Annotated in this window: 20 protein-coding genes; 9 read left to right on the top strand and 11 right to left on the bottom strand. The window is 60.1% G+C overall.

Features of this window, described 5'->3' with window-relative positions:
• Positions 1 to 127: 127 nt before the first annotated feature.
• From GSQ77_RS19465 to GSQ77_RS19445, 5 genes are all read right to left on the bottom strand, one after another.
• Positions 128 to 898, bottom strand: coding sequence for an ABC transporter ATP-binding protein (locus GSQ77_RS19465; protein WP_158904425.1), 771 nt, complete (start codon positions 896 to 898; stop codon positions 128 to 130).
• An 18-nt stretch (positions 899 to 916) separates the two neighbouring features.
• Entirely contained in the window at positions 917 to 2,080 is a 1,164-nt protein-coding gene (locus tag GSQ77_RS19460) for an ABC transporter ATP-binding protein (protein WP_158904424.1), read from the bottom strand.
• Between the two features lie 51 nt (positions 2,081 to 2,131).
• Positions 2,132 to 3,082: a branched-chain amino acid ABC transporter permease gene (locus GSQ77_RS19455; RefSeq protein WP_158904423.1), complete on the bottom strand. Its 951-nt coding sequence runs from the start codon at positions 3,080 to 3,082 to the stop codon at positions 2,132 to 2,134.
• An 864-nt stretch (positions 3,083 to 3,946) separates the two neighbouring features.
• Positions 3,947 to 4,903 (bottom strand): 4-hydroxy-3-methylbut-2-enyl diphosphate reductase, encoded by a 957-nt coding sequence (ispH, locus tag GSQ77_RS19450; protein WP_158904422.1) that lies wholly within the window; start codon positions 4,901 to 4,903, stop codon positions 3,947 to 3,949.
• 8 nt (positions 4,904 to 4,911) lie between these two features.
• Positions 4,912 to 5,367 (bottom strand): peptidylprolyl isomerase, encoded by a 456-nt coding sequence (locus GSQ77_RS19445; protein WP_158904421.1) that lies wholly within the window; start codon positions 5,365 to 5,367, stop codon positions 4,912 to 4,914.
• A gap of 276 nt (positions 5,368 to 5,643) precedes the next feature.
• Here GSQ77_RS19445 and radC point away from each other — a divergent pair, with 276 nt between their 5' ends.
• The 4 genes from radC (at position 5,644) to nadB (ending at position 8,893) form a co-directional block, all read left to right on the top strand.
• Positions 5,644 to 6,462, top strand: a complete 819-nt coding sequence (gene radC / locus GSQ77_RS19440; protein ID WP_158904420.1) for a DNA repair protein RadC — start codon at positions 5,644 to 5,646, stop codon at positions 6,460 to 6,462.
• A 180-nt stretch (positions 6,463 to 6,642) separates the two neighbouring features.
• Positions 6,643 to 6,876, top strand: a complete 234-nt coding sequence (rpmB, locus tag GSQ77_RS19435) for a 50S ribosomal protein L28 (RefSeq protein ID WP_158904419.1) — start codon at positions 6,643 to 6,645, stop codon at positions 6,874 to 6,876.
• Positions 6,877 to 6,887: 11 nt separating this feature from the next.
• Positions 6,888 to 7,055: a 50S ribosomal protein L33 gene (gene rpmG, locus GSQ77_RS19430; protein ID WP_158904418.1), complete on the top strand. Its 168-nt coding sequence runs from the start codon at positions 6,888 to 6,890 to the stop codon at positions 7,053 to 7,055.
• A gap of 239 nt (positions 7,056 to 7,294) precedes the next feature.
• Positions 7,295 to 8,893, top strand: a complete 1,599-nt coding sequence (nadB, locus tag GSQ77_RS19425) for an L-aspartate oxidase (protein WP_158906358.1) — start codon at positions 7,295 to 7,297, stop codon at positions 8,891 to 8,893.
• Positions 8,894 to 9,002: 109 nt separating this feature from the next.
• On the opposite strand, the gene nadC is transcribed toward nadB, so the two are convergent.
• The 6 genes from nadC to purN form a co-directional block, all read right to left on the bottom strand.
• Entirely contained in the window at positions 9,003 to 9,896 is an 894-nt protein-coding gene (gene nadC / locus GSQ77_RS19420) for a carboxylating nicotinate-nucleotide diphosphorylase (RefSeq protein WP_254067704.1), read from the bottom strand.
• Between the two features lie 34 nt (positions 9,897 to 9,930).
• A complete protein-coding gene (nadA, locus tag GSQ77_RS19415) occupies positions 9,931 to 11,088 on the bottom strand; it encodes a quinolinate synthase NadA (protein ID WP_158904416.1) in 1,158 nt (385 codons plus the stop codon).
• Between the two features lie 186 nt (positions 11,089 to 11,274).
• Positions 11,275 to 12,471, bottom strand: coding sequence for a fatty acid desaturase (locus tag GSQ77_RS19410; RefSeq protein WP_158904415.1), 1,197 nt, complete (start codon positions 12,469 to 12,471; stop codon positions 11,275 to 11,277).
• A gap of 306 nt (positions 12,472 to 12,777) precedes the next feature.
• The gene (locus GSQ77_RS19405) at positions 12,778 to 14,205 is read right to left on the bottom strand and encodes a mechanosensitive ion channel family protein (protein WP_174246499.1); all 1,428 of its coding nucleotides are present in this window, start codon (positions 14,203 to 14,205) and stop codon (positions 12,778 to 12,780) included.
• A gap of 43 nt (positions 14,206 to 14,248) precedes the next feature.
• The gene (locus GSQ77_RS19400; protein WP_158904413.1) at positions 14,249 to 15,508 is read right to left on the bottom strand and encodes an RsmB/NOP family class I SAM-dependent RNA methyltransferase; all 1,260 of its coding nucleotides are present in this window, start codon (positions 15,506 to 15,508) and stop codon (positions 14,249 to 14,251) included.
• Positions 15,505 to 16,149, bottom strand: coding sequence for a phosphoribosylglycinamide formyltransferase (gene purN / locus GSQ77_RS19395; protein WP_158904412.1), 645 nt, complete (start codon positions 16,147 to 16,149; stop codon positions 15,505 to 15,507). The genes GSQ77_RS19400 and purN overlap by 4 nt, the downstream gene beginning before the upstream one ends.
• Before the next feature lie 127 nt (positions 16,150 to 16,276).
• On the opposite strand from purN, the gene GSQ77_RS19390 reads away from it, so the two are divergent.
• The 5 genes from GSQ77_RS19390 to dut all read left to right on the top strand — a co-directional run bounded on the left by GSQ77_RS19390 (position 16,277) and on the right by dut (position 22,693).
• Positions 16,277 to 17,272, top strand: coding sequence for a bifunctional riboflavin kinase/FAD synthetase (locus GSQ77_RS19390; RefSeq protein ID WP_158904411.1), 996 nt, complete (start codon positions 16,277 to 16,279; stop codon positions 17,270 to 17,272).
• 292 nt (positions 17,273 to 17,564) lie between these two features.
• Positions 17,565 to 20,330, top strand: a complete 2,766-nt coding sequence (ileS, locus tag GSQ77_RS19385) for an isoleucine--tRNA ligase (protein WP_254067804.1) — start codon at positions 17,565 to 17,567, stop codon at positions 20,328 to 20,330.
• 71 nt (positions 20,331 to 20,401) lie between these two features.
• Positions 20,402 to 20,866, top strand: a complete 465-nt coding sequence (gene lspA, locus GSQ77_RS19380) for a signal peptidase II (protein ID WP_254067803.1) — start codon at positions 20,402 to 20,404, stop codon at positions 20,864 to 20,866.
• Positions 20,867 to 20,881: 15 nt separating this feature from the next.
• Positions 20,882 to 22,090 carry a bifunctional phosphopantothenoylcysteine decarboxylase/phosphopantothenate--cysteine ligase CoaBC gene (gene coaBC, locus GSQ77_RS19375; protein ID WP_158904408.1) on the top strand — a complete coding sequence of 403 codons (1,209 nt, stop codon included), beginning with the start codon at positions 20,882 to 20,884 and terminating at the stop codon, positions 22,088 to 22,090.
• A 156-nt stretch (positions 22,091 to 22,246) separates the two neighbouring features.
• Positions 22,247 to 22,693 carry a dUTP diphosphatase gene (gene dut / locus GSQ77_RS19370; RefSeq protein WP_158904407.1) on the top strand — a complete coding sequence of 149 codons (447 nt, stop codon included), beginning with the start codon at positions 22,247 to 22,249 and terminating at the stop codon, positions 22,691 to 22,693.
• The last annotated feature ends 82 nt before the right edge of the window (positions 22,694 to 22,775 follow it).

Here is a 22,775-nt window from a genome sequence, read left to right as displayed (position 1 = left end):
ACGCCCTTCACCGCCTGGATCCCGCCGTACGACACCTTCAAGCCCTTGACCTGTAGCATAGCCCCGCCAATATTCTGGCTCACTTTGCTGTTTGCGCCCTGGGCCCCTGCGCCATTTAATGTACTCATCAATGCACTCCTGCGCCGAGGTAGGCCTCGATCACTTTCGGGTCCTTCTGCACTTCCGTGGGCAGTCCCTCGGCAATCACCTTGCCGTAGTCCAGCACCGTCATCCGGTTGCACAGCCCCATCACCAGCTTCACATCATGCTCGATGAGCAGGATCGTCTTGCCGTCGGCCCGGATCTTGTCCAGCAAACCCGTCAACTCCACCTTCTCGGTCGCGTTCATGCCCGCTGCCGGCTCATCGAGCGCGAGCAGCTTGGGGTCGGTCGCCAACGCCCGCGCGATCTCCAGGCGTCGCTGGTGACCGTACGACAGGTTGCGCGAGGTGTAGTCCGCGTAGGGCAACACGCCCACGTATTCCAGCAACTCCAGCGCGCGCTCCTTGATGCCTTTCTCTTCAGCGCGCTCCGACGGCGTCTGGAACACCGCACCGATCAAGCCGTGCTTGGTGCGCACATGGCGCCCCACCATCACGTTCTCCAGCGCCGTCATGCCGCCAAACAAGCGGATGTTCTGGAACGTGCGCGCGATCCCCGTCTTGGCCACCTCGTGCACCGTGGTCGGCTTGTACGGCTGGCCGTCCAGCACGAACTCGCCCGAGTCCGGCTCATATAGCCCCGTGATCACATTAAAAAACGTCGTCTTACCCGCCCCGTTGGGGCCGATGAGTCCGTAGATGGTGCCTTCCTCGATTTCCAGGCCCACATCCGAGAGGGCCTGCAGGCCCCCGAAGCGCTTGTTCACGCCCTTGACTGACAGTCGTATCTTGCTCATTGTGTTTTTAGCTCCGCTCTAGGCCCGGACCTGCTTGTTGCGCTTGGCGATCTTCGCGATCCGGTCTTCATGCTTGGGCGCGGGCCACAAGCCTTCCGAGCGGTACAGCATGATCACGATCATGGCCAGGCCGTACACCAGCTGGCGCACCACCTCGGTGTCGATAATCGAGTGGCCGAACAGCATGTCCTGCAACGGCCCCATGGTCGAGCGCAGGAACTCCGGGAAGATCGACAGCAGGATCGCCCCCAGGATCACGCCCGGGATATGGCCCATGCCGCCCAGTACCACGCACGCGAGCACCACCACCGACTCCCAGAACGTGAACGACTCGGGCGACACAAAGCCCTGGAACGCACCGAACATCGCCCCCGACAGCCCGCCAAACGAGGCGCCCATCGCAAACGCGAGCAGTTTGATGTTGCGCGTGTTGATGCCCATCGCCTTGGCGGCGATCTCATCCTCGCGGATGGCGCCCCAGGCGCGCCCGATGCGCGAGTGCTGCAGCCGCATGCACACGAAGATCACCAGCAGCGCGCACAGCACGAACAGGTAGTAATACTGGTACACCGCCGGGAACTGCAGGCCAAACAGGCTGTGCGTTTGCGACAGGTCGAAGCTGCCGAACTTGGCCGGGCTCACCCCGATGATCCCCTGCGGGCCATTGGTGATGTTCACCGGGCGGTCCAGGTTGTTCATGAAGATGCGCACGATCTCACCAAAGCCCAAGGTCACGATGGCCAGGTAGTCGCCGCGCAGGCGCAAGGTCGGCGCGCCCAGGATGATGCCGAAGGTGGCGGCCACGGCCATCGCGATGGGGGCGATGATCCAGATCGGTGTGTGCAGCCCATTGGGAAACAACGCGGCAATCCACGCGAACTGCGTGGTCAGGTGCGGCGAGCTGAGCAAGGCGGCCAGATAGGCGCCGATGGCGTAGAACGCGATGTAGCCCAAATCGAGCAGGCCGGCAAAGCCCACCACGATGTTCAGGCCGAGCGCGAGCATCACGTAGAGCATCGCGAAGTCGAGCACGCGCACCCAGTAGTTGCCCCCGGCCGCCCCAACGATCATGGGCGCGAGAATCACAAGCGCTGCCACCAGCACCATGCCGGCGATCGCCTTGGGCGACTTGCGCTCAGGGATCAGCGTGGTGGACGGCTCTATGGTTGGAATCGATGTCATGGTAAATGTCCTCCTGACTGACTTATATTTGCGTATCTAGCGTCCCGACGGCTAGGCGCGATCGGCCACGCGCTCGCCGAGCAGACCCGAAGGCCGGAACACCAGCACCACGATCAGCACGATAAAGGCGAACACGTCCTGGTAGTTGCTGCCGAACACGCCGTGCGTGAGGTTGCCGATATAGCCCGCGCCCAACTGCTCGATGATGCCCAGCAGCACGCCGCCGACCATCGCGCCGCCGAGGTTGCCGATGCCGCCCAGCACCGCGGCGGTGAAGGCCTTCAGCCCCGGGATGAAGCCCATGTAGAAGTGGGCGTTGCCGTACTCGGAGGCGATCATCACGCCGGCCAGCGCGGCCAAGGCCGAGCCGATCATGAAGGTGGCCGAGATCACGAAGTTCGGGTTCACGCCCATCAGGCCCGCCACCGAGCGGTTCTCGGCGGTGGCGCGCATCGCACGCCCCAGGCGGGTCTTGTTCACCAGCAGCAGCAAGCCGCCCATGGTAAGGAAGGCCACCACGATGATGATGATTTCTGTGACCGAGATCACCGCGCCCACCGAGTCACCCTGCGGGGTGATCACGTTGATCGGGTTGGTGGGCAGCAGTTGCGGGAACATCAGCGGGTTGCGCGACCAGATGATCATGGCCAGCGTTTGCAGCAGGATCGACACGCCGATGGCGGTGATCAAGGGTGCTAAGCGCGGCGCGTTGCGCAGCGGCCGGTAGGCCACGCGCTCGATGGTGTAGCCCACCAGCGCACACACGACCGCGGCAATCACCAGCGCGATGATCAGGATCGGGATGTTGCCCAGTTGCGGGAAGTGCGCTTGCAGCACGTTGATGGCTGAGAGCGCCACCATCGCGCCCACCATCAACACGTCGCCGTGTGCGAAGTTGATGATGCCCAAGATCCCGTACACCATCGTGTACCCCAACGCGATGATCGCGTACACGCTGCCCAACACTAAACCGTTGATGAGCTGCTGGACGAAAATATCCATTTGATACTCCTTTTCCCTGATTACGAATTTACAGCAAGGGTCCAGCTAATCGCATCTGACGACGCGAGGATCTCACACCAAATTCGCAATGGAACTGCCATTCTTAAAAAGTATGCGAGAACCGCACGTTAGTCGACATCAATAAGACAGTCGACCGCCGCGCGAGCCACGAATATAAAAACGGCACCGCAAGAACAACCGGTGCCGTCGGGTTCGATCCGAGCGCGTCAGCATCCCCTTTCAAGCAGAGACGGTGAGCAGCCCCTTTGGCGAAGATGAAAAACGTCATTCGATTTCCTTTGTGTCGCAAAATTCTGCGCTTCAATTTTCCACGCTACGCGATACATAACGCGAACGTCCGAATGACAACGACGGGCTAGATAAGCAAAACTCATACCAACCCATGCTGTGACATAGCGGAGTCACGAGTGTCGACCACGTATTAGCGTGGGAAAACGCGCGAATTGTACCTCTATTTGCACCCGGTTTAGTGCCCACGCGGCAGAGGGTTTTCCTGCATTGCAACCCGATCTCAATTGACAGTGCGCGCGAGTGAAACCCGGTTGCACTGTTCAGCAAACAGTAGGTTGCACCCAACGATAAAATGCTGACACTGTTTATTGACGGGGACTAAACCTACTGTGCGGGGGAAGGAAGAGCGGACGCGAATGAACAAAATTCTGCGTCGAGATACAGACCCGCACCGCAATGGCGCAGGCAAAATATTACGGCAGAAATATTAGGCGAAGAGGAAATGCGCACCCGGTTTTGAGGGCCGGATGCTTCGAAGGGAGGCTTAGAAGGAGGCTCGCCGAGTCGGCAGCTTGAAGGATGAGACGCCCAAGGCGGCGATCACCTCGCTTCTTACGCCGCAGGCAGATTCAACCCCCGCGGCAGCGGAAATGAAATCGCCTCCTCGACGCCACTGAGTTTGCGTACGTTCACGATGCCTAGCGTACGCAACCGTTCCACGACCAGTTGGGCCAGCGCTTCGGGAGCGGAAGCCCCCGCTGTCACGCCGATACGGCGTTTACCGATCAGCCACGTGGGATCGATCTGCTCCGGCGAATCGACCATGTACGCGGGAATGCCACGCTTTTCCGCCACCTCGCGCAATCGATTCGAATTCGAACTGTTCGGGCTACCCACGACGATGACCACATCGCACTGCGGTGCCATGAATTTGACCGCATCCTGCCGATTCTGCGTGGCGTAGCAAATGTCTTGCTTTTTCGGCTCGCGGATCAGTGGAAAGCGGTGCTTGAGCGCCGCGATAATTTCGGCGGCATCGTCGACCGACAGCGTCGTCTGAGTGACATAGGCGATCTGCGTGGGGTCATCGACCTCGAGCACTCGAACGTCCTCGATGGTTTCGACTAGATGCATGCCGCTGCCGGTTTGCCCCATCGTCCCCTCGACCTCCGGATGTCCCTTGTGACCGATCATGACGATATCGAGACCGTCGCCGCGCATTTTGGCAACTTCGATGTGCACTTTGGTGACCAGCGGGCACGTGGCATCAAATACGCGCAGACCTCGCCCTTCGGCCTCCTCGCGGATCGCCTTGGACACGCCGTGTGCGCTGAAGATTACGGTGGCGCCGGCAGGAACGTCGTCGAGCTCCTCGATGAAAACCGCACCTTTACGGCGCAAATCCTCAACAACATAGGCGTTGTGCACGATTTCATGGCGCACGAAAATCGGCGCACCGAACAAAGCGAGGGCCCGCTCGACAATCTCGATGGCCCGGTCGACACCGGCACAGAACCCGCGCGGCTGCGCGAGCAGAATTTCGGCTTCGAGGGTAGCGCTTGCTGACATGGCAGCTCCTACAGTATTCCAATAATCTGGACTTCAAACGCAAGGGGTTGACCTGCGAGCGGATGGTTGAAATCGAACAGGGCGGAGGTAGCCCCCACTTCTTTGAGTATGCCGGCGTAACGCCCGCCCGCCGGCGCGTTGAATTCGACCAGATCACCCGGGGTGAAATCTTCGCCGACCATGGCATTTTCGCGCAGCGTTTGGAGTGTGACCCACTGCAACAGTTCCGGGTTACGGGGACCAAACGCTTCGTCAGGTTCTAGCCGAAAGACCGAGTGGTGCCCAACTCTCAATCCGACCAGAATGGCTTCCAGTGGTGGCGCCAATTGGCCGGCCCCCAACAACAGCGTGGCCGGTTTGTCGCCGAAGGTACTGACAATATCCGCGCCTTCGAGCTGTGCGAGCCGGTAATGCAACGTCACGTGTGAACCTGGTTTTACTTCAGCGATATCAATCTGCGTCATGCGGCACTCAAAGTCATATAAATGTTATTGCGACAGGGCCACCCGGCGTTCACCGGATGCGGCGCCTGCGATCGGCAGCGCGGCTCACCGCGCGGGGCCGACCCGCTCGTTAAAAGCCGTACAGCACTCTATTGTAAGCCACGACGAAGATCATAGGCCGCGCTTTACTGCCCCCGCCGCCTACGCACGAGCGGCCAAGCCGCGAATCGGCCTGGCGAAATACCGGGCAGCACGCGTCACCATCGATATTAGCGCCCTATTTCCTGGACACGCACCATGACCGCCCCCCTCTCCCGCAATCTCCACGTAATCCCATCGCACCGCGCGTCGACGCACGAGTCCAAGTTCGATGCGACGCAGGGTCAACATGCCGGCGCACACGGCAGGCCTGCGTTTCACGAAGTGCCGCAGCTCTCGCACGTTCCAATCTGCAACTGGCCGCAACATCAACGGCCTCGCGAGAAATTGCTCCGAGAGGGCGCATCGACACTGTCGGACAGTGAATTGCTGGCCATCGTCTTGCGTATCGGGACACCGGGGAAAAGCGCCGTCGAATTGGGGCAAGCGCTGCTCGTCAAATTCGGCTCCATGCAAGGGCTCCTGGGCGCTTCGGCCAACCAGCTGAAATCCGTGCGCGGTGTCGGTTCCGCCAAATTCGCCCAGCTACAGGCGGTTCTCGAACTGGCCAAGCGCACATTGTCCCAACAAATGCAGAGCAATGTCGCGCTCGACTCGCCCACCGCAGTGCATGATTACTTGCGTCTACTCATCGGCAGCCGCAATTATGAAGCCTTCATCTGCCTTTATCTGGATATCAGAAACCGCCTGATCCGGGTCGAAGAGTCGTCGCGCGGCACCTTGACGCGCACAGTCGTGTATCCTCGCGAAATCGCTCGTGAAGCGCTGGCACACAATGCCGCCGCTTTGATCGTCGCGCACAACCATCCCTCCGGCGATGCGCGGCCGAGTGCCGCGGACCGGCACCTGACCCAAGGTCTGAAAGCGACGCTCGAACTAATCGATGTCAGGTTGCTCGACCACCTTATAATCGGCGCCAACAGCGTCTTTTCCTTTGCTGAACGCGGCTTGCTGTAAAGTGAGGCCGCCTGAAACCGTGCCGTGCGATGGCGCGGTCACCCCTACGAAGATCCAGAAATACATTTGATTATTCGGAGTTTTTTCTGTTAGAATCTTCGTCTGCTTGTTTCCACCCATTTCAGTAGTTATTTTACGTTCTTACGTAACACCTGAATTTAAGCGTATTAGGAGTGCTCTATGGCACGCGTATGTCAAGTGACCGGGAAAGGGCCGATGGTCGGCAATAACGTTTCCCACGCAAACAATAAGACCAAGCGTCGCTTCCTGCCGAATCTGCAAAATCGCCGGTTCTTCGTGGAAAGCGAAAACCGCTGGGTGCGTCTGCGCGTTTCGAACGCCGGCCTGCGCCTGATCGACAAGAATGGCATTGAGTCCGTGCTCGCAGATTTGCGCGCACGTGGCGAAGTCTAAGGAGCACCATCATGGCTAAAGGCGGACGCGACAAGATCAAGCTGGAATCAACAGCCGGTACTGGTCACTTCTACACCACGACGAAAAACAAACGCACGAAGCCTGAGAAAATGGAGATCATGAAATTTGATCCCGTTGTTCGCAAGCACGTGTCGTATAAGGAAACCAAGATCAAGTAATTGGTCGGGTGCCGCTGCGCGTTTGCATTGCGCGGTTCCTTCAAAAAACCCCGCAACTGCGGGGTTTTTTATTATGTGCTGCGTCAGCGTTCCCAGCATCGGCTCACCTCTGCGCATCCTTGCCTAACGGTGTAGCATCTAACGCTTTTATAAGGTCCCGGTTCCCTGGGCACCCGCATCGATCCTCGTGGCGTTGTTCTTCACGACGCGCTGCACCCGAGCTTGGAGATGGCCGTATGATGGAATTCGACGTAGTAATCGTAGGCAGCGGGCTCGCCGGTCTGAGCGTCGCATTGAACCTGGCGGAATCGGCACGCGTGGCAGTGATCGCCAAACGCTCACTGACAGAAGGTGCTAGCGATTGGGCTCAGGGCGGCATCGCCGCTGTCCTCGATTCGACCGACAGCGTAGAAAACCACGTCCGGGACACCCTGGTTGCGGGCGGTGACATTTGCGATGAGGCCGCAACCCGCTACATTGTCGAGAATGGCCCGTCAGCGATCGACTGGTTGATCGAACAAGGCGTACCGTTCACGCGCGACGATACCGCGGAATTGGGTTTTCACTTGACCCGGGAAGGCGGTCACAGCCATCGCCGCATTATTCACGCCGCCGACGCAACGGGCCACGCCGTGATGACCACTTTGGTCGAACGCGTACGCAGCCATCCCAACATCACGTTGCTCGAAGACCATTTCGCCATCGATCTGATTACCGCCGACCGGCTCGGCCTGCCGGGACGGCGCTGCCACGGACTTTACGCGCTTGAAATCAGCACCGGCCGTACCTTGACTATCAAGGCGCCGCATACGGTACTCGCCACGGGCGGTGCGGGCAAAGTCTATCTATATACGACAAATCCCGATACCTCGACGGGCGACGGCATCGCGATGGCATGGCGCGCCGGTTGTCGCGTGTCGAATATGGAATTCATCCAGTTCCATCCGACCTGCCTGTACCATCCGTATGCGAAATCTTTCCTGATTTCCGAAGCCGTTCGAGGTGAAGGTGGCGTGCTCAGGTTGCCCGACGGCACCCGCTTCATGCCGCAGCATGACCCGCGCGCAGAACTCGCACCGCGTGACGTGGTCGCACGCGCAATAGACTTCGAAATCAAGAAACGCGGTATCGATTGCGTGTTTCTCGACATTACCCACCAGTCGCCCGCGTTCCTCGAGGAACATTTCCCGATGATACTGGCGCACTGCAAGGAATTCGGCATCGATATCACAACCGATCCGATTCCCGTCGTGCCGGCGGCCCACTACACGTGTGGCGGGGTGGTCACCGACCTGCTAGGACGCACCGATCTCAACGGTTTGTATGCCGTCGGCGAAACCGCCTGCACAGGCTTGCACGGCGCGAACCGGCTGGCGAGCAATTCCTTGCTCGAATGCTTGGTGATCGGCCGCGCGGCGGCGGCTCACATACAGCAGGAAGGTTTTAGCTGCTCCCAACACATGGCGCTGCCTGCGTGGGACGAGAGCCGTGTGTCGGATCCCGACGAGGAAGTCGTCGTCGCGCACAACTGGGACGAGTTACGCCGACTGATGTGGAATTACGTCGGCATCGTTCGCACCGACAAGCGGCTCGCGCGAGCGAAGCACCGTATCTCGATGCTACGCGACGAAATTCACGAGTATTACGCCAACTTCAAAATCAGCCGCGATTTGCTCGAACTGCGCAATCTGGTCGACGTCGGCTCGCTGATTGTGGACAGCGCCCGGGCTCGCAAGGAGAGTCGCGGTCTACATTTCAGCCGCGACTGGCCGGACGCCCTGCCCAAAGGCATCGCAACCGTGCTTGCGCCAAAACGGATGCGTAACCGCTCCCTATAGTTCGAGCAGGCCTGGATCGAGATGAAGCCCAGGACCTGCAACCCGAGACCTTGAAGCCGCGACCTCAAAGCGGCGACCTTAAGGCAGCGGGCCTCTAAAGCCGCTGCCTTTAAAGCAGCCGCATCGAAAAATCGGCAGCGTGCACGTCTTTGGTCAAACTGCCGATCGAGATCCGGTCCACTCCGGTCGCGGCAATGGAGACCACAGTGTCGTGATTGACGCCGCCCGACACCTCGAGTATTGCCCTGCCTGCCGTCATCGCCACGGCCTCATGCATCATCGCCGGCGTAAAATTATCGAGCAGGATCGACTCGGCGTGGTGCGCGAGCGCTTCATCGAGCTGTGCCAGCGTCTCGACTTCAACCTGTATCGACACCCCCGCGTTCAGCGCGATAGCTGCATCGACTGCGGCGCCCACTCCACCAGCCGCGGCAATATGATTCTCCTTGATCAGGATGCCGTCATAAAGCGCGATCCGCTGGTTCGCCCCGCCGCCGACACGCACCGCGTACTTCTGCGCGAGGCGTAGCCCTGGCAGGGTTTTGCGAGTGTCGAGAATACGCGCACGGTGCCCTTCGATCGCCTGCACATAGCGCCGCGTCGCGGTCGCTACACCCGACAGTAACTGCAGAAAATTCAAGGTGTTGCGCTCGGCCGTCAGCAGCAACCGCGCCGGACCTCGCAATTCGACCACGGGGGTATTGGCGAGCATCAGTTCGCCTTCACGGTAATGCCAACTGGTCGTGATACCGCCGCCCAGTTGCCGCAATACGCTTTCAAACCAAGGCACGCCGCATAGCACCGCGGCTTCACGAATCACGATACGCGCGCTACGCACTTCGTCAGCCGGCACGAGTCGGCCAGTCAGATCGCCGCTGCCGATATCTTCCGCAAGCGCGGCTGCAACGGCACTCTCGATCGACTGCTCGAAGACCACACCGTATTCGCGCGAAATTTCACCAAACAAAGGTGAAATCGCGTCCTTCCCCGTTATCAATTGCACTGTCTCGGTTTCCTTCTCTATGTTTGGCGCCGGCTCAGGCCGGTCCGACTTGTTCAAACAGCGCCCCATCGCGCGCCAGGTCGCCACTGGCGCGCACGGCTTTTTTCTGGCGCGCGGCAAAATCCAGCATACGGTCGATCGGCAAGCGCGCTCGCGCGCCCAACTGCGGTTCAACGTGAATTTCATTGTGCCCGTGTTCCAGCACAGCAGCGAGATTGGCCAATCCGTTCATGGCCATCCACGGGCAATGCGCGCAGCTCTTGCAGGTTGCGCTATTGCCGGCCGTGGGCGCCGCAATGAAGATCTTGTCGGGCGCAGCGGCACGCATCTTGTGCAAAATGCCGAGATCGGTGGCGACGATAAATTCGCGCGCCGCCAGATTTTGTGCGGCGCTGATCAACTGCGTCGTCGAGCCGACAACATCGGCCTGGGCCACAACCGACGCCGGCGATTCCGGATGCACGAGGATCTTCGCGTCCGGGTGCTCTGCACGCAGCAAATCGAGCTCCACGCCCTTGAATTCGTCATGCACCAGGCAGGAGCCTTGCCACAACAACATATCGGCGCCCGTCTTTTTCTGTATATAGCTACCCAGGTGCCGATCCGGCGCCCAGATAATTTTTTCGCCACGCGCATGCAGGTCGGCCACGATGTCGAGTCCGATCGACGACGTCACCATCCAGTCCGCGCGAGCCTTGACTGCGGCACTCGTGTTTGCATACACCACCACGGTGCGATCCGGATGGGCGTCGCAAAACGCCGCAAACTCATCGGCGGGACACCCTAGGTCGAGCGAACAGGTGGCATCCAGGTCGGGCATCAGGATGCGCTTTTCCGGGCTCAAGATTTTCGCGGTCTCGCCCATAAAGCGCACGCCCGCTACGATCAACGTCTTGGCCGGATGGTCACGACCGAAGCGCGCCATTTCGAGCGAGTCTGCCACGCAGCCGCCGGTTTCTTCGGCGAGATCCTGCAACTCGCCATCGACGTAATAGTGCGCGACCAGCACGGCCTGCTCGCGCTTAAGCAGAGTGCGTATCTGCTCTTTCAAGCGAACCCGCTCCGCCGCACTGGGCGCCGGCGCCACGGTCGCCCAAGCCTGACCGACGCCGCATGCCGCACCTGAACCCGACTCGGCCGAGGGCGCCAAAGGCCGGTCGAATTCGATGGTTTTAACGAGAGTTTGATCCATAGCTGCCAACACTCCGTGAAACGGATTTGCACACCGCCGCAAATCGCTGCCTTGAAAGTGCGAAACCCCGCATTAGCGGGGTCTCTACTCATACGAAGTGTAGCGGATTTGGTGCGCTTGCGCGCGCAGCCGTACGGTGACCTAAAGGGTGACCTGAGTGCTCACCACGGTGAACACCCTGCACGACTATGCGTAGCTGCGCAGGCGTACCGAAAACTCCTGCAAAGCCTTGATCCCGCTCGCCTCGGCTCGCTGACACCAATCCTGCAACTGCAGCACCAGTTGCTCGCGCGACGCATTGGAGCGCTCCCAGATTGCGGCCAGTTCGCTGCGCAGTTCAAAGTAAGTCTTCAGCGCGCTGCTCGACTCGAACAGTTGCGGCAGTTGCAATTTCTGCGGTTCCTGCAGACGAGCTTCATCTTTATGGAACCATTTGCGCGCATTTTTTGCGAGCACATAGGTTTCACGCGCCCCAACTTCCTTGATATGCGCGAGTTCCTTGCGATACGCACGTTTGAGCGTCTTGCCGTATTGCGCCATGACTTCATAGCGGTTCGACAACACGGCTTGCAGCGTATCCAGATCAACGATCGCCTTGGCACCCGAAATCTTCGGCGACGGGGCGATTTTCTTGACCTTGGCCAGCTTGCAGATTTCCAGCGCGCGGATGTACATCCAGCCGATATCGAACTCGTACCACTTGTTCGACAGCTTGGCCGAGGTCGCGTACGTATGGTGATTGTTGTGCAGCTCTTCGCCACCGATCAGGATGCCCCACGGCACAAGGTTCGTGCTCGCGTCTTCGCTGTTGAAATTGCGGTAGCCCCAGAAGTGCCCCAGGCCGTTGACCACACCAGCGGCCCAGAACGGGATCCATGCCATCTGGATCGCCCAGATGGTCAGCCCGATTGCACCGAACAACGCGATGTTGATGATCATCATCAAGCTGATGCCCAGAATGGCATGCTTCGCATAGACGTTGCGCTCGACCCAGTCGTCCGGCGTGCCGTGACCGAATTTGCGCAGGGTTTCCTCGTTTTTTGCCTCGCTGCGATACAGCTCCGCGCCTTGCCACAACACCTTGGGCAGGCCACGCGTTTGCGGACTGTGAGGATCGTCTTCGGTCTCGCATTTGGCGTGGTGCTTGCGGTGGATCGAAGCCCACTGCCCGGTAACCATCCCGGTTGTCATCCACAACCAGCCACGGAAAAAGTGGCTGACGGCAGGATGTAGATCGAGCGCACGGTGCGCTTGACAGCGATGCAGGTAAACGGTGACGCCGATGATCGTGATGTGAGTCATGATCAGCGTGTACGCGACAATAGCCCATCCGCTGGCATGCAGCAGACCATGAGCCACGAAATCAAACAAATAGTTGAGCAAGGTAAAATCCTGGAACGCGGCTGTCGAAAAACAAGCCCGCGAAAAGATAAAGTCTTGAAAACAAATACAAAATTGATGCTAACACCGATATCTTAGTCGCCCCTTAAGATTGCCGAAAGCTTGGCAAAAAGATCGACAGAACACCGGCTAGACATACTCGTACGGAATCTCTTACGAATCCTTTTCGATCCGGTCATCAGGACCAATCGAATTCTGGCATGCAGTGTACCAAACTGATATCCAAATAAACGCTAAAGAAACCGTAAAATTTAGGGTTTTCTGTGTTGAATCAAATAGTAAGCAGGTTTAGCTCGACCGAGCCGCGGAGCCCGGGGCGGCACTCGGGGGGATGGCGCTCCCGTCCGATCGCGCCGGCTTCTGCGCGTTTATGTCGGCTACGGCGGCTACAGCTGCTTGCGCAGGGCCAGCCGGCTCGGCTCGCGCGAGCGGAATTTCCCCGACGATGCGCACTTCCCGCTGCGTAAACGGAATTTCGATACCGTTGGACAAAAACAACCGCCAAATAGCCTGATTGACGGTCGAGCGCACCAGCGACGTGCCTTGGGCGGCATTCTCTACCCAAAAACCCAGCTCAAAGTTGATGCCATCCGCGCCAAAACCCGTCAAATAAGCAGCCGGAGCGGGATCGTCGAGCAGGCGGGGCACGCCTTGTGTCGCTTCCACCAACAACGCCATCGCGTGGTCGACGTCGGTTGAATACGCAACCTGCACGGTCAACTTGATGTAACCGCGGGTCACGTAGGATGAGTGATTCTGCACCGGATCGGCGACCAGCTTCTCGTTTGGAATGATGGTCTCGATGCCGTCCAGCCCGCGCACTACCGTGTAGCGCGTCTTGATCTGGGTAACCAGCCCTTGGTAGCCGCCCACCGTAATCTGATCGCCCAGGCGCAGCGAACGCTCCAGCAAGATGATGAAGCCGGACACATAGTTGCTGGCAATTTTCTGCAGACCCAAGCCTAGGCCAACCCCCAGCGCGCCACCGAACACGCCCAGCACCGTGATGTCGATACCGACCAGTTCCAGGCTGACCAGCAACGCTGCGAGGATAAGAATCGCCTTGCTCACCCGGGCCGTGACGACCTTCAGGTTGGCGTCGAGCGAACGCGATTTCATCAATTGATCTTCGAGCGCCGCGCCGGCCCACATCGCCGCCACCACCGTCAAACCGACCCACAACAAGCCGGTGCTCAACGACAGCAGGCTCATATGCGCATTGGCCACGTTGAACTTGACGCTCCCCATCCAGCGCAGCAGATCGTCCTGGATACCGGTGATATACACCACCATGCCGACCCACACCACCACGGTCAGCACGCGCTGGACCAGCAACAGCAGCTCTGACGAGCTGCCTGAGCGCGAAAACGCTCGCCGCACGCAATAAAACAGCAAATAGATGACCGAAATACCGAACAACGGCACCAGCGCCAGGCTGAGCAGCGCCGTGTCGAAGAACGGATCGAGCGCCAACTGCGCGCATAACACCAGGATCCAGCCCAGCAACGGAAACATCGCCTTGTTCAGGCTTTCGAGGCTGAACTGCAACACCACGTTGGCAGTATCTCGACGCCGACTCATTCGCTTGAACACACGAGCCAGCAGATAGGCCGCCAGCAGGCAGCCCAGCAATACGCCGGCCTGATAAGCGATGACGGGCTGGCCGAAATCGCGAACCAGGGCACCGAACATATGATTCACGTAGCGATTTTGTATCATTTGCAGGTTCTATCGAGCGATCGCCCTTCTCAAAGCCGCGTCACACGCGCCGCTCAAGTACGGCGGCGAAAAAGCCATCGGTCGCGTGCAAATGCGGCCACAGCGAAAGATACGTCCCCATCGGCAAATCGATTTTCTGCTCGGCCAGCACTTCTCCGGCGTTGAGCACCTGGAATTCCGGGTGTTCGGCGAGAAACGCCGTCACGATGGCCTCGTTTTCTGCTTCGAGCAAACTACAGGTGGCATAAACCAACCGTCCGCCCGGTTTCACCAGCCGCGCAGCGCTGGCGAGAATCGACGCTTGCTTGGGCGTCAGTTCCGCAACAGAGTCCGGCGATTGACGCCATTTCAAGTCGGGATTGCGTCGCAGCGTCCCCATCCCGCTGCACGGCGCATCGACCAGCACCCGGTCGATCTTGCCCGCCAAGCGCTTGATCTTCGCATCATGTTCGCTGTCGATGAGCACCGGATGCACGTTCGACAGACCGCTTTTCGCCAGACGCGGCTTGAGCTTGGCAAGCCGGCGGTCGGCCACATCGAACGCATACAGGCGGCCGGTCGAGCGCATCATCGCGCCGAGCGCGAGCGTCTTGCCGCCGGCGCCTGCGCAGAAATCCACCACCATCTCGCCGCGCTTGGGTGCGAGCAGGTAGCACAGCAATTGGCTGCCCTCGTCCTGGACTTCGCACCAGCCTTGCTCGAATGCGGGGATGCGATTCAGCGCGGGCTTGCCGCCCAGACGGATCGCCTGCGGTGCGAACGGCCCCGCCTCGCAAGCAATCTCGGCGGCCTGGAGCGCGGCCATGACCTGCTCGCGGCTAGCCTTGATCGGATTGGCGCGAATATCGAGCGGCGCGGGGTGGTTCAAGGCCGCGGCCAGCAGGGCCAGCTCGGCTTCTTCGAAGCGGCTGGCCAGGGCACTGTAGATCCACTCGGGCAAATTGGTGCGCACGCGCAACGGCAAACTGGCCGGATCGATCTTCGACACGTGCTCCAGCCAATCCGATTCGGTCTGCGACAGAAACGGCTTCAAGGCCGTGCGCCCCGCCGTCTGCATCAGCCCCAGCAACGCCAGGCGCCGCGTCGGATTGCCCGAACCGCTTTCTGCCAGATGACCGAACTCCATCTTTCGACGCAGCACGGCGAACACGGCCTCGGCAATCACGCCGCGCTCGTTGTGGCCGAGTTTCGGGTGGGCGCGGAAAAAACGGCTTGTGGCCGCGTCAGCCGGGCCGGCAAATTTCAGCACGTCGGCCAAAAGGGTTTCAGTCTGACCAATCAGGAAACCATGCAACTTCATGCGCCTTCTCCGATAAAAAACCATTGCGGCTCGGGCGGAGTCAAGACGACATGCCCGCTTTGCAGCGCCAGTCGTCCTTCGACGAACCAGCGTACAGCACGCGGATAAATAAGATGTTCAACTTCAAGAACGCGCTCGGCCAGTGCTTGGGCGTCGTCGCCGCTACGCACGGGCACGGCGGCCTGCAGCACGATGGGGCCGTGATCCAGCGTCGGCGTCACGAAATGCACCGTGCTGCCGTGCAGCTTGACACCGGCATCGAGCGCCTGCTGATGGGTTTTAAGTCCCGGGAAGCTGGGCAGCAACGACGGGTGAATATTGAGCATGCGGCCGCTATAACGCTCGACGAAGCCATCGGTCAACACCCGCAAAAAGCCGGCAAGCACCACCAGGTCGGGTTCGAACCGGTCGATTTGTCGCGCCAATTCGGCATCGAACGCTGCGCGATCCTGGCGGTAAAGCGTGTGATCGACGGCCGCAACGGGAATACCATGCGCCTGCGCATATTGCAATCCGGCGGCGTCGGGACGGTTGGAAATGACTGCTGCGATCTGCGCTGGCCACTGCTCTTGCGTGCACGCGCGCAAGAGTTCTGCCATGTTGGAACCACGACCGGAAATCAGGATAACAATTTTCTTCATCGCCGGATTTTATCATCCGGACCCGTGTTGCCCCGCATGAATCCCGGAAGCCGGTGCGAGCGTTTATAATCTAATGCTTTGCGGCCCTGGCGCCGCGGTAATTGACCACCCATCCAGTATCGCTTACGTGAAAGTATTCAGGGGTCTTCCGAACGCTGAGAGTCGTGCGCCTTGCGCGCTGACGATCGGCAATTTCGACGGCGTGCATCGCGGCCATCAGGCGCTGCTGGCCCGGGTGCGCTCGGCGGCCGACGCACGCGGGTTGCCCGTGTGCGTGATGACTTTTGAGCCGCACCCACGCGAATTCTTCAATCCGGCGGGCGCCCCGCCGCGCATCGCGTTCCTGCGCGACAAGCTCAAGGCGCTACAGTGCAACGCGGTCGACCGCGTGGTGGTCGAGCACTTCAACCAGACCTTCGCGGCGCAATCGGCTGAAACTTTCGTCGAACGCGTTCTTGTCAATGGCCTGCATGCCCGTTGGGTGATCGTGGGCGACGACTTCCGCTATGGCACCCGGCGCACCGGCGATTTTGCCTCGTTACGCGAGGCTGGCGCGCGATACGGGTTCGAGGTCGAGCAGATGGCCACGCTCACCGACGGCCAGGGCGCACGCATTTCGAGTTCGGCGGTACGCGCCGCGCTGGTGGCCGGCGACCTGCCGCAAGCCAATGCGTTATTGGGCCGCGAATATGTCATTAGCGGACATGTGGTGCACGGCGCCAAGCTGGGCCGCGACCTCGGGTTTCCCACGCTGAACTTGCGCATCGCCCACAAGCGTCCGGCGCTGACCGGCATTTTCGCGGTGCAAGTGCATGGCCTGGACGACAGCGGCCAGCCGCGCCCAGCCGTCGCCAGCCTGGGGTTGCGTCCGACCGTCGACGATTCCGGACGTTACCTGCTGGAAGTGTTCGTGCTCGACTGGCACGGCGACGCATACGGTCGGCTGGTGCAAGTCGAGTTCTTGAAGAAATTGCGCGACGAAGAAAAATACATCGATTTACCGACCCTCACGGCCGCGATCGCGCGCGACGTCGCCGTAACACGAGCGTTTTTCGATGCGCAGACCGGCGCTGGAACCCCTTTACGCAACGGGGCGACGGCCGCCACCGACCGAATTAGTTGACGCTGTATGAGTTGAGGCGACCTAAGTGACACAAGTGACGCAACCGCGGTGACACAAACAACCATGCAGCACATCCGTCAGCGTTAAGGCGTGCAACCGCGCCTGAACAGACCCGTCATGATCCTGCGCCACAATGGCGATTACCGATTTAAAGACCAAGCCCACTATGAGCGACAAAAAAGCCGACTCCCCTGCCACGGTAGAGAATCAAGCCAAGAATCAAGCTAAGAAGCAAGGCAAAACCCAGGTCCCACCGAAATACCCAGTGAACCTGCTCGAAACCCCGTTCCCGATGCGCGGCGACTTACCCAAGCGCGAGCCGGAATGGGTGCGTGAATGGCAAGAAGGCGAGGTTTATCAGAAGATTCGCGAAGCCAGCCGCGGACGTCCGAAGTTCGTTTTGCACGATGGGCCGCCGTATGCCAACGGCGATATCCATTTGGGTCACGCCGTCAATAAAATCCTCAAGGACATGATCGTCAAGGCACGCAATATGGCGGGCTTCGACGCCGCCTATGTGCCCGGCTGGGACTGCCACGGCATGCCGATCGAAATCCAGATCGAGAAACAATTCGGCAAGAACCTGCCGGCCGCCGAAGTGCTGAAGAAAGCGCGCGCCTACGCCGCCACGCAGATCGAAAAGCAGAAGATCGACTTCCAGCGCCTGGGTGTGCTGGGCGATTGGAACAATCCCTACCAGACGATGAATTTCGCCAACGAGGCGGACGAAATCCGTGCGCTGGCAAAAATTCTCGACAAGGGCTACGTGTTTCGCGGCTTGAAGCCGGTGAACTGGTGTTTCGATTGCGGCTCGGCCCTCGCCGAAGCCGAAGTCGAATACAAGGACAAGACCGATAGCGCCATCGATGTGGGCTTTGCCTTCACCGACACGGCGAAGGTCGCCGAAGCGTTCGGTCTTGCCTCTCTGCCGAAAAACGAAGGCTGGATCGTCATCTGGACGACCACGCCGTGGACGATCCCTGCGAACCAGGCGCTCAACCTGAATCCGGAAATCGGCTATAGCCTGGTCGACACGCCGCGCGGTTTGCTGATTCTCGCTACCGAGCGCGTCGAGGCCTGCTTGCAAACGTACGGACTGACCGGTGAAGTGATTGCGTCCGCGCCTGGCCTCGCGCTCGCAGACCTGAGTTTCCACCACCCGCTGGCAAGCGCGCATCCGGGTTACCAGCGCACGGCGCCGGTGTTCTTTGGCGACTACGTCACGATCGATGCCGGTACTGGCGTAGTGCACTCGTCACCGGCTTATGGCGTGGAAGACTTTGTTTCATGCAAGAGCCACGGCATGACCGATGCCGACATCATCAACCCCGTGATGGGTGATGGCCGCTATGCCGAAAGCCTGCCGCTGTTTGGCGGCCTGCAGATCTGGGAGGCCAACGCGCGTATCGTCGAAGCCTTGCAGAAAGCCGGTACGCTGCTGCACGTCGAAAAACACACCCACAGCTACATGCACTGCTGGCGCCACAAGACGCCGATTATCTACCGCGCCACCTCGCAATGGTTTGCCGGGATGGACGTGACACCGCGCGACGGCGGTCCGAGCCTGCGCGAAACGGCGCTGACCGGTATCGAGGCGACCCGCTTCTTTCCCGCTTGGGGCAAACCGCGTCTGGCCAGCATGATCGCGCACCGGCCCGATTGGACGCTATCGCGCCAACGGCAGTGGGGCGTTCCTATGGCGTTCTTCGTGCACAAGGAAACCGGCGCGCTGCATCCGCGTACCGTCGAGTTGCTCGAGGAAGTGGCCAAGCGCGTTGAGCAACACGGCATCGAAGCGTGGCAAACCCTGCACGTGGCGGAGCTGCTCGGCGACGAAGCCAATCAATATGAAAAGAATCGCGACACGCTGGACGTCTGGTTCGATTCCGGTACGACACACTGGCATGTCCTGCGCGGCTCGCATGCCGCTACGCTGCAATTCCCGGCGGACCTTTATCTCGAGGGCTCGGACCAGCATCGCGGCTGGTTCCATTCGTCGCTGCTGACGGCGTCGATGCTCGATGGCCGGCCGCCGTATAAGGCGTTGCTAACCCACGGCTTCACCGTCGACGGCGAAGGCCGCAAGATGTCGAAGTCGCTGGGCAACGGTATCGAACCGCAGGAAGTCGCCAACAAGCTGGGCGCCGAAATTATCCGTCTGTGGGTGGCTTCGACCGATTATTCGGGCGAGCTGTCGATTTCCGACGAGATCCTCAAGCGCGTGGTCGAAGGCTATCGGCGCATCCGCAACACGTTGCGGTTTTTGCTCGCCAATCTGGCCGACTTCAATCACGCGCAGCACGCGGTGCCGGTGGAGCAATGGCTGGAAATCGATCGCTATGCCGTCGCGATGTCGGCCGCGCTGCAGAACGACATCCTGGCGCACTATGAACAGTATGAATTCCACCCGGTGGTCTCCAAGCTGCAGACGTTCTGCTCGGAAGACCTGGGCGGCTTCTATCTGGATGTGCTGAAGGATCGTCTCTACACCTCGGCGCCCGATTCGCGTGCACGCCGCGCCGCGCAAACGGCGTTGTACCAGATTACGCAGGGCTTGCTGCGGATCATGGCGCCGTTCCTGTCGTTCACGGCAGAGGAAGCATGGCGGGTGTTCCAGCCGGGTGCGACGACGATTTTCACCGAGACCTATTTCGCCTATCCGCAGATTGCCGATGCACCGGCTCTGATAAGCAAGTGGCAACTGCTGCGCTCGCTGCGCGGCGAAGTTACCAAGGCACTGGAAGATGCGCGGGTTGCCGACCGGATCGGTTCGTCGCTGCAAGCTGAAGTTGAGATCCGCGCTAGCGGTGCACGCTACGACGCGCTGGCGAGTCTCGCAGACGAGCTCAAATACGTGCTGATCACCTCGGCGGCAACGATCGTCAAGGTGGATAACGAAGCGGATGAAGGCGTCGAAGTCAGAACCTCCACCTATCAGAAATGTGAGCGCTGCTGGCACTACCGAGCCGATGTCGGCGCCCATGCCGAGCACCCGACCTTGTGCGGCCGTTGCTTCAGCAATCTGTTCGGAACCGGCGAAACGAGGAGCGCAGCGTAATGGCGACACGCGCTATCAGTGGCAAGCAAGGCGGCAAGCCAAGCAGCAACCGGCAAAGCGCCGGCCACGGCATGTTGCCGTGGTTGGGGGTGGCGCTGGTGGTGATCTTGATCGATCAGCTTTCGAAAGTCGCCGTGATGCGCACGTTCGAATACGGTCGGCCACACTGGATCACCTCGTTTTTCAATTTGGTGCTGGTGTATAACCAGGGCGCGGCCTTCAGCTTTTTGGCCGCAGCGGGCGGTTGGCAGCGTTGGGTGTTTACCGCTCTCGGGCTAATCGCCGCAGTGGTGATCTGTTATTTGCTCAAACGCCACGCGGGTCAGCGGCTCTTTTGCACGGCGCTGGCCCTGATACTCGGGGGTGCGCTGGGTAATGTGATTGACCGCGCCTTGTACGGGCGTGTGGTCGACTTTCTCGACGTCCACGCCGGGCAGTTGCACTGGCCGGTCTTTAACCTGGCCGACAGCGCCATTACGGTGGGCGCCGTGCTGCTGGTGATCGATGAACTGCGCCGGGTCCGCGGCGCGCGCTGATGAAGGAAGCACATGATGAGTGCCAACGAGCTGGCGGGAAAACATCTGGTACTTGGGCTGACGGGCGGCGTCGCTTGCTATAAGTCGGCCGAGCTCACACGCCTGCTGATCAAGGCAGGGGCCTCGGTGCAAGTGGTAATGACCGACTCGGCCACGCACTTCATCACGCCGGTCACCATGCAGGCCCTATCCGGACGCCCCGTCTACACGGATCAATGGGACCCGCGAATCGCCAACAACATGGCGCATATCGACCTGTCGCGCGAAGCGGATGCCATCGTGGTGGTGCCGGCCTCGACCAACTTTATCGCCAAGCTCGCGAACGGGCTGGCCGACGACTTGTTGTCGACGCTGTGTGTCGCACGCGATTGCCCGTTGCTGGTGGCGCCCGCGATGAATTTGCAGATGTGGCAAAAACCCGCTACGCAACGCAACGTTGCACAAATACGCGCCGACGGCATCACCGTGCTGGGTCCCGACTCCGGTTCACAAGCGTGTGGCGAAATGGGCGAGGGCCGGATGTTGGAGGCGTTCACCATTTGCGAGGCACTGATCGCGTTCTTCCAGCCCAAGCGGCTGGCGGGCAAACGCGTCGTGCTCACCGCCGGCCCCACCTTCGAGCCCTTGGATCCGGTGCGCGGCATCACTAACCGCTCAAGTGGAAAAATGGGCTTTGCGCTCGCGCGTGCCGCATCGGAAGCCGGCGCACAGGTTCATTTGATCGCGGGCCCTACCGCCGAGCCGACGCCCTGGAACGTCGCCCGTACCGATGTACAGACCGCCCAGCAGATGCATGATGCCGTGCATGCCACGATAGCCGGCGCCGACATTTTTATCGCCGTGGCCGCGGTCGCGGATTGGCGAGCCGCGCAAGTCAGTACCGAAAAAATCAAAAAGACGCCCGGTGCAGCCATCCCCAAGTTCGACTTTGTCGAAAACCCCGATATCCTCGCCAGCGTCGCGCAATTGCCGCAGCCCCCGTTTTGCGTCGGGTTTGCAGCCGAAAGCCAGGACTTGGAGCGCAACGCGCAGGAAAAGCGGGTGCGCAAACATATCCCTTTGCTGATCGGCAATATCGGCGCCGATACCTTCGGGCATGACGACAATCAGGTCATCGTGTGCGATGCCGTGGGCATCACTGTGCTGCCCAAGGCCGACAAGCAGACTCTGGCGCGCACGCTGATTGAGGCGATCGCCGAGCGTCTGCCGCATAAGCCGCATTGATCACGGATACGGCTCGCCTTGCGATACTTCCGGCGTTAATGCCACACGCGTTGGAACCTCGCGCATAAGAGTCCCATGTAGTAAAGCCTGACACGTTAAAACCTAACGCATCAAAGCCCAACTAACCGCCACCTGTTTGGCCCTTTCTGATCGCCGATGAAAATAGACCTAAAGATTCTCGACCCGCGCATGCGCGACCAGCTTCCCGCCTATGCCACGACCGGCAGCGCCGGCCTCGATCTGCGTGCCTGCATCGACGCCCCGCTGACGATTGAACCGGGAGCGACGCACTTGATTCCGACCGGCTTGGCGATCCACGTCGCCGACCCCGGCTATGCGGCAGTTATCCTGCCACGCTCAGGTCTAGGGCACAAAAACGGGATCGTGCTGGGCAATTTGGTTGGTCTGATCGATTCGGATTACCAAGGGCAATTGATGATCTCGACGTGGAATCGCGGCACTGCGGCATTCGTGCTGAATCCGTTCGAGCGCCTGGCTCAATTGGTGGTAGTACCTGTCGTACAAGCGCAATTCAATATTGTCGAAGAATTCTCCGACAGTGAACGTGGCGCGGGCGGCTTCGGTAGCACCGGCAAGCACTGAAGACATCCTGCCCCCGGCCGGCCCGAACACCGACACGTCGGCCCCCGCCGCGGTCGGAGCCGTAGTCGAACCGCCACGCCTC

It is taken from the genome of Burkholderia sp. L27(2015) (assembly GCF_009765705.1).
GTDB lineage: Bacteria > Pseudomonadota > Gammaproteobacteria > Burkholderiales > Burkholderiaceae > LMUX01.
The sequence above is the reverse complement of the archived record's forward strand: the minus strand, read 5'-3'. Positions and strand labels throughout refer to the sequence as shown.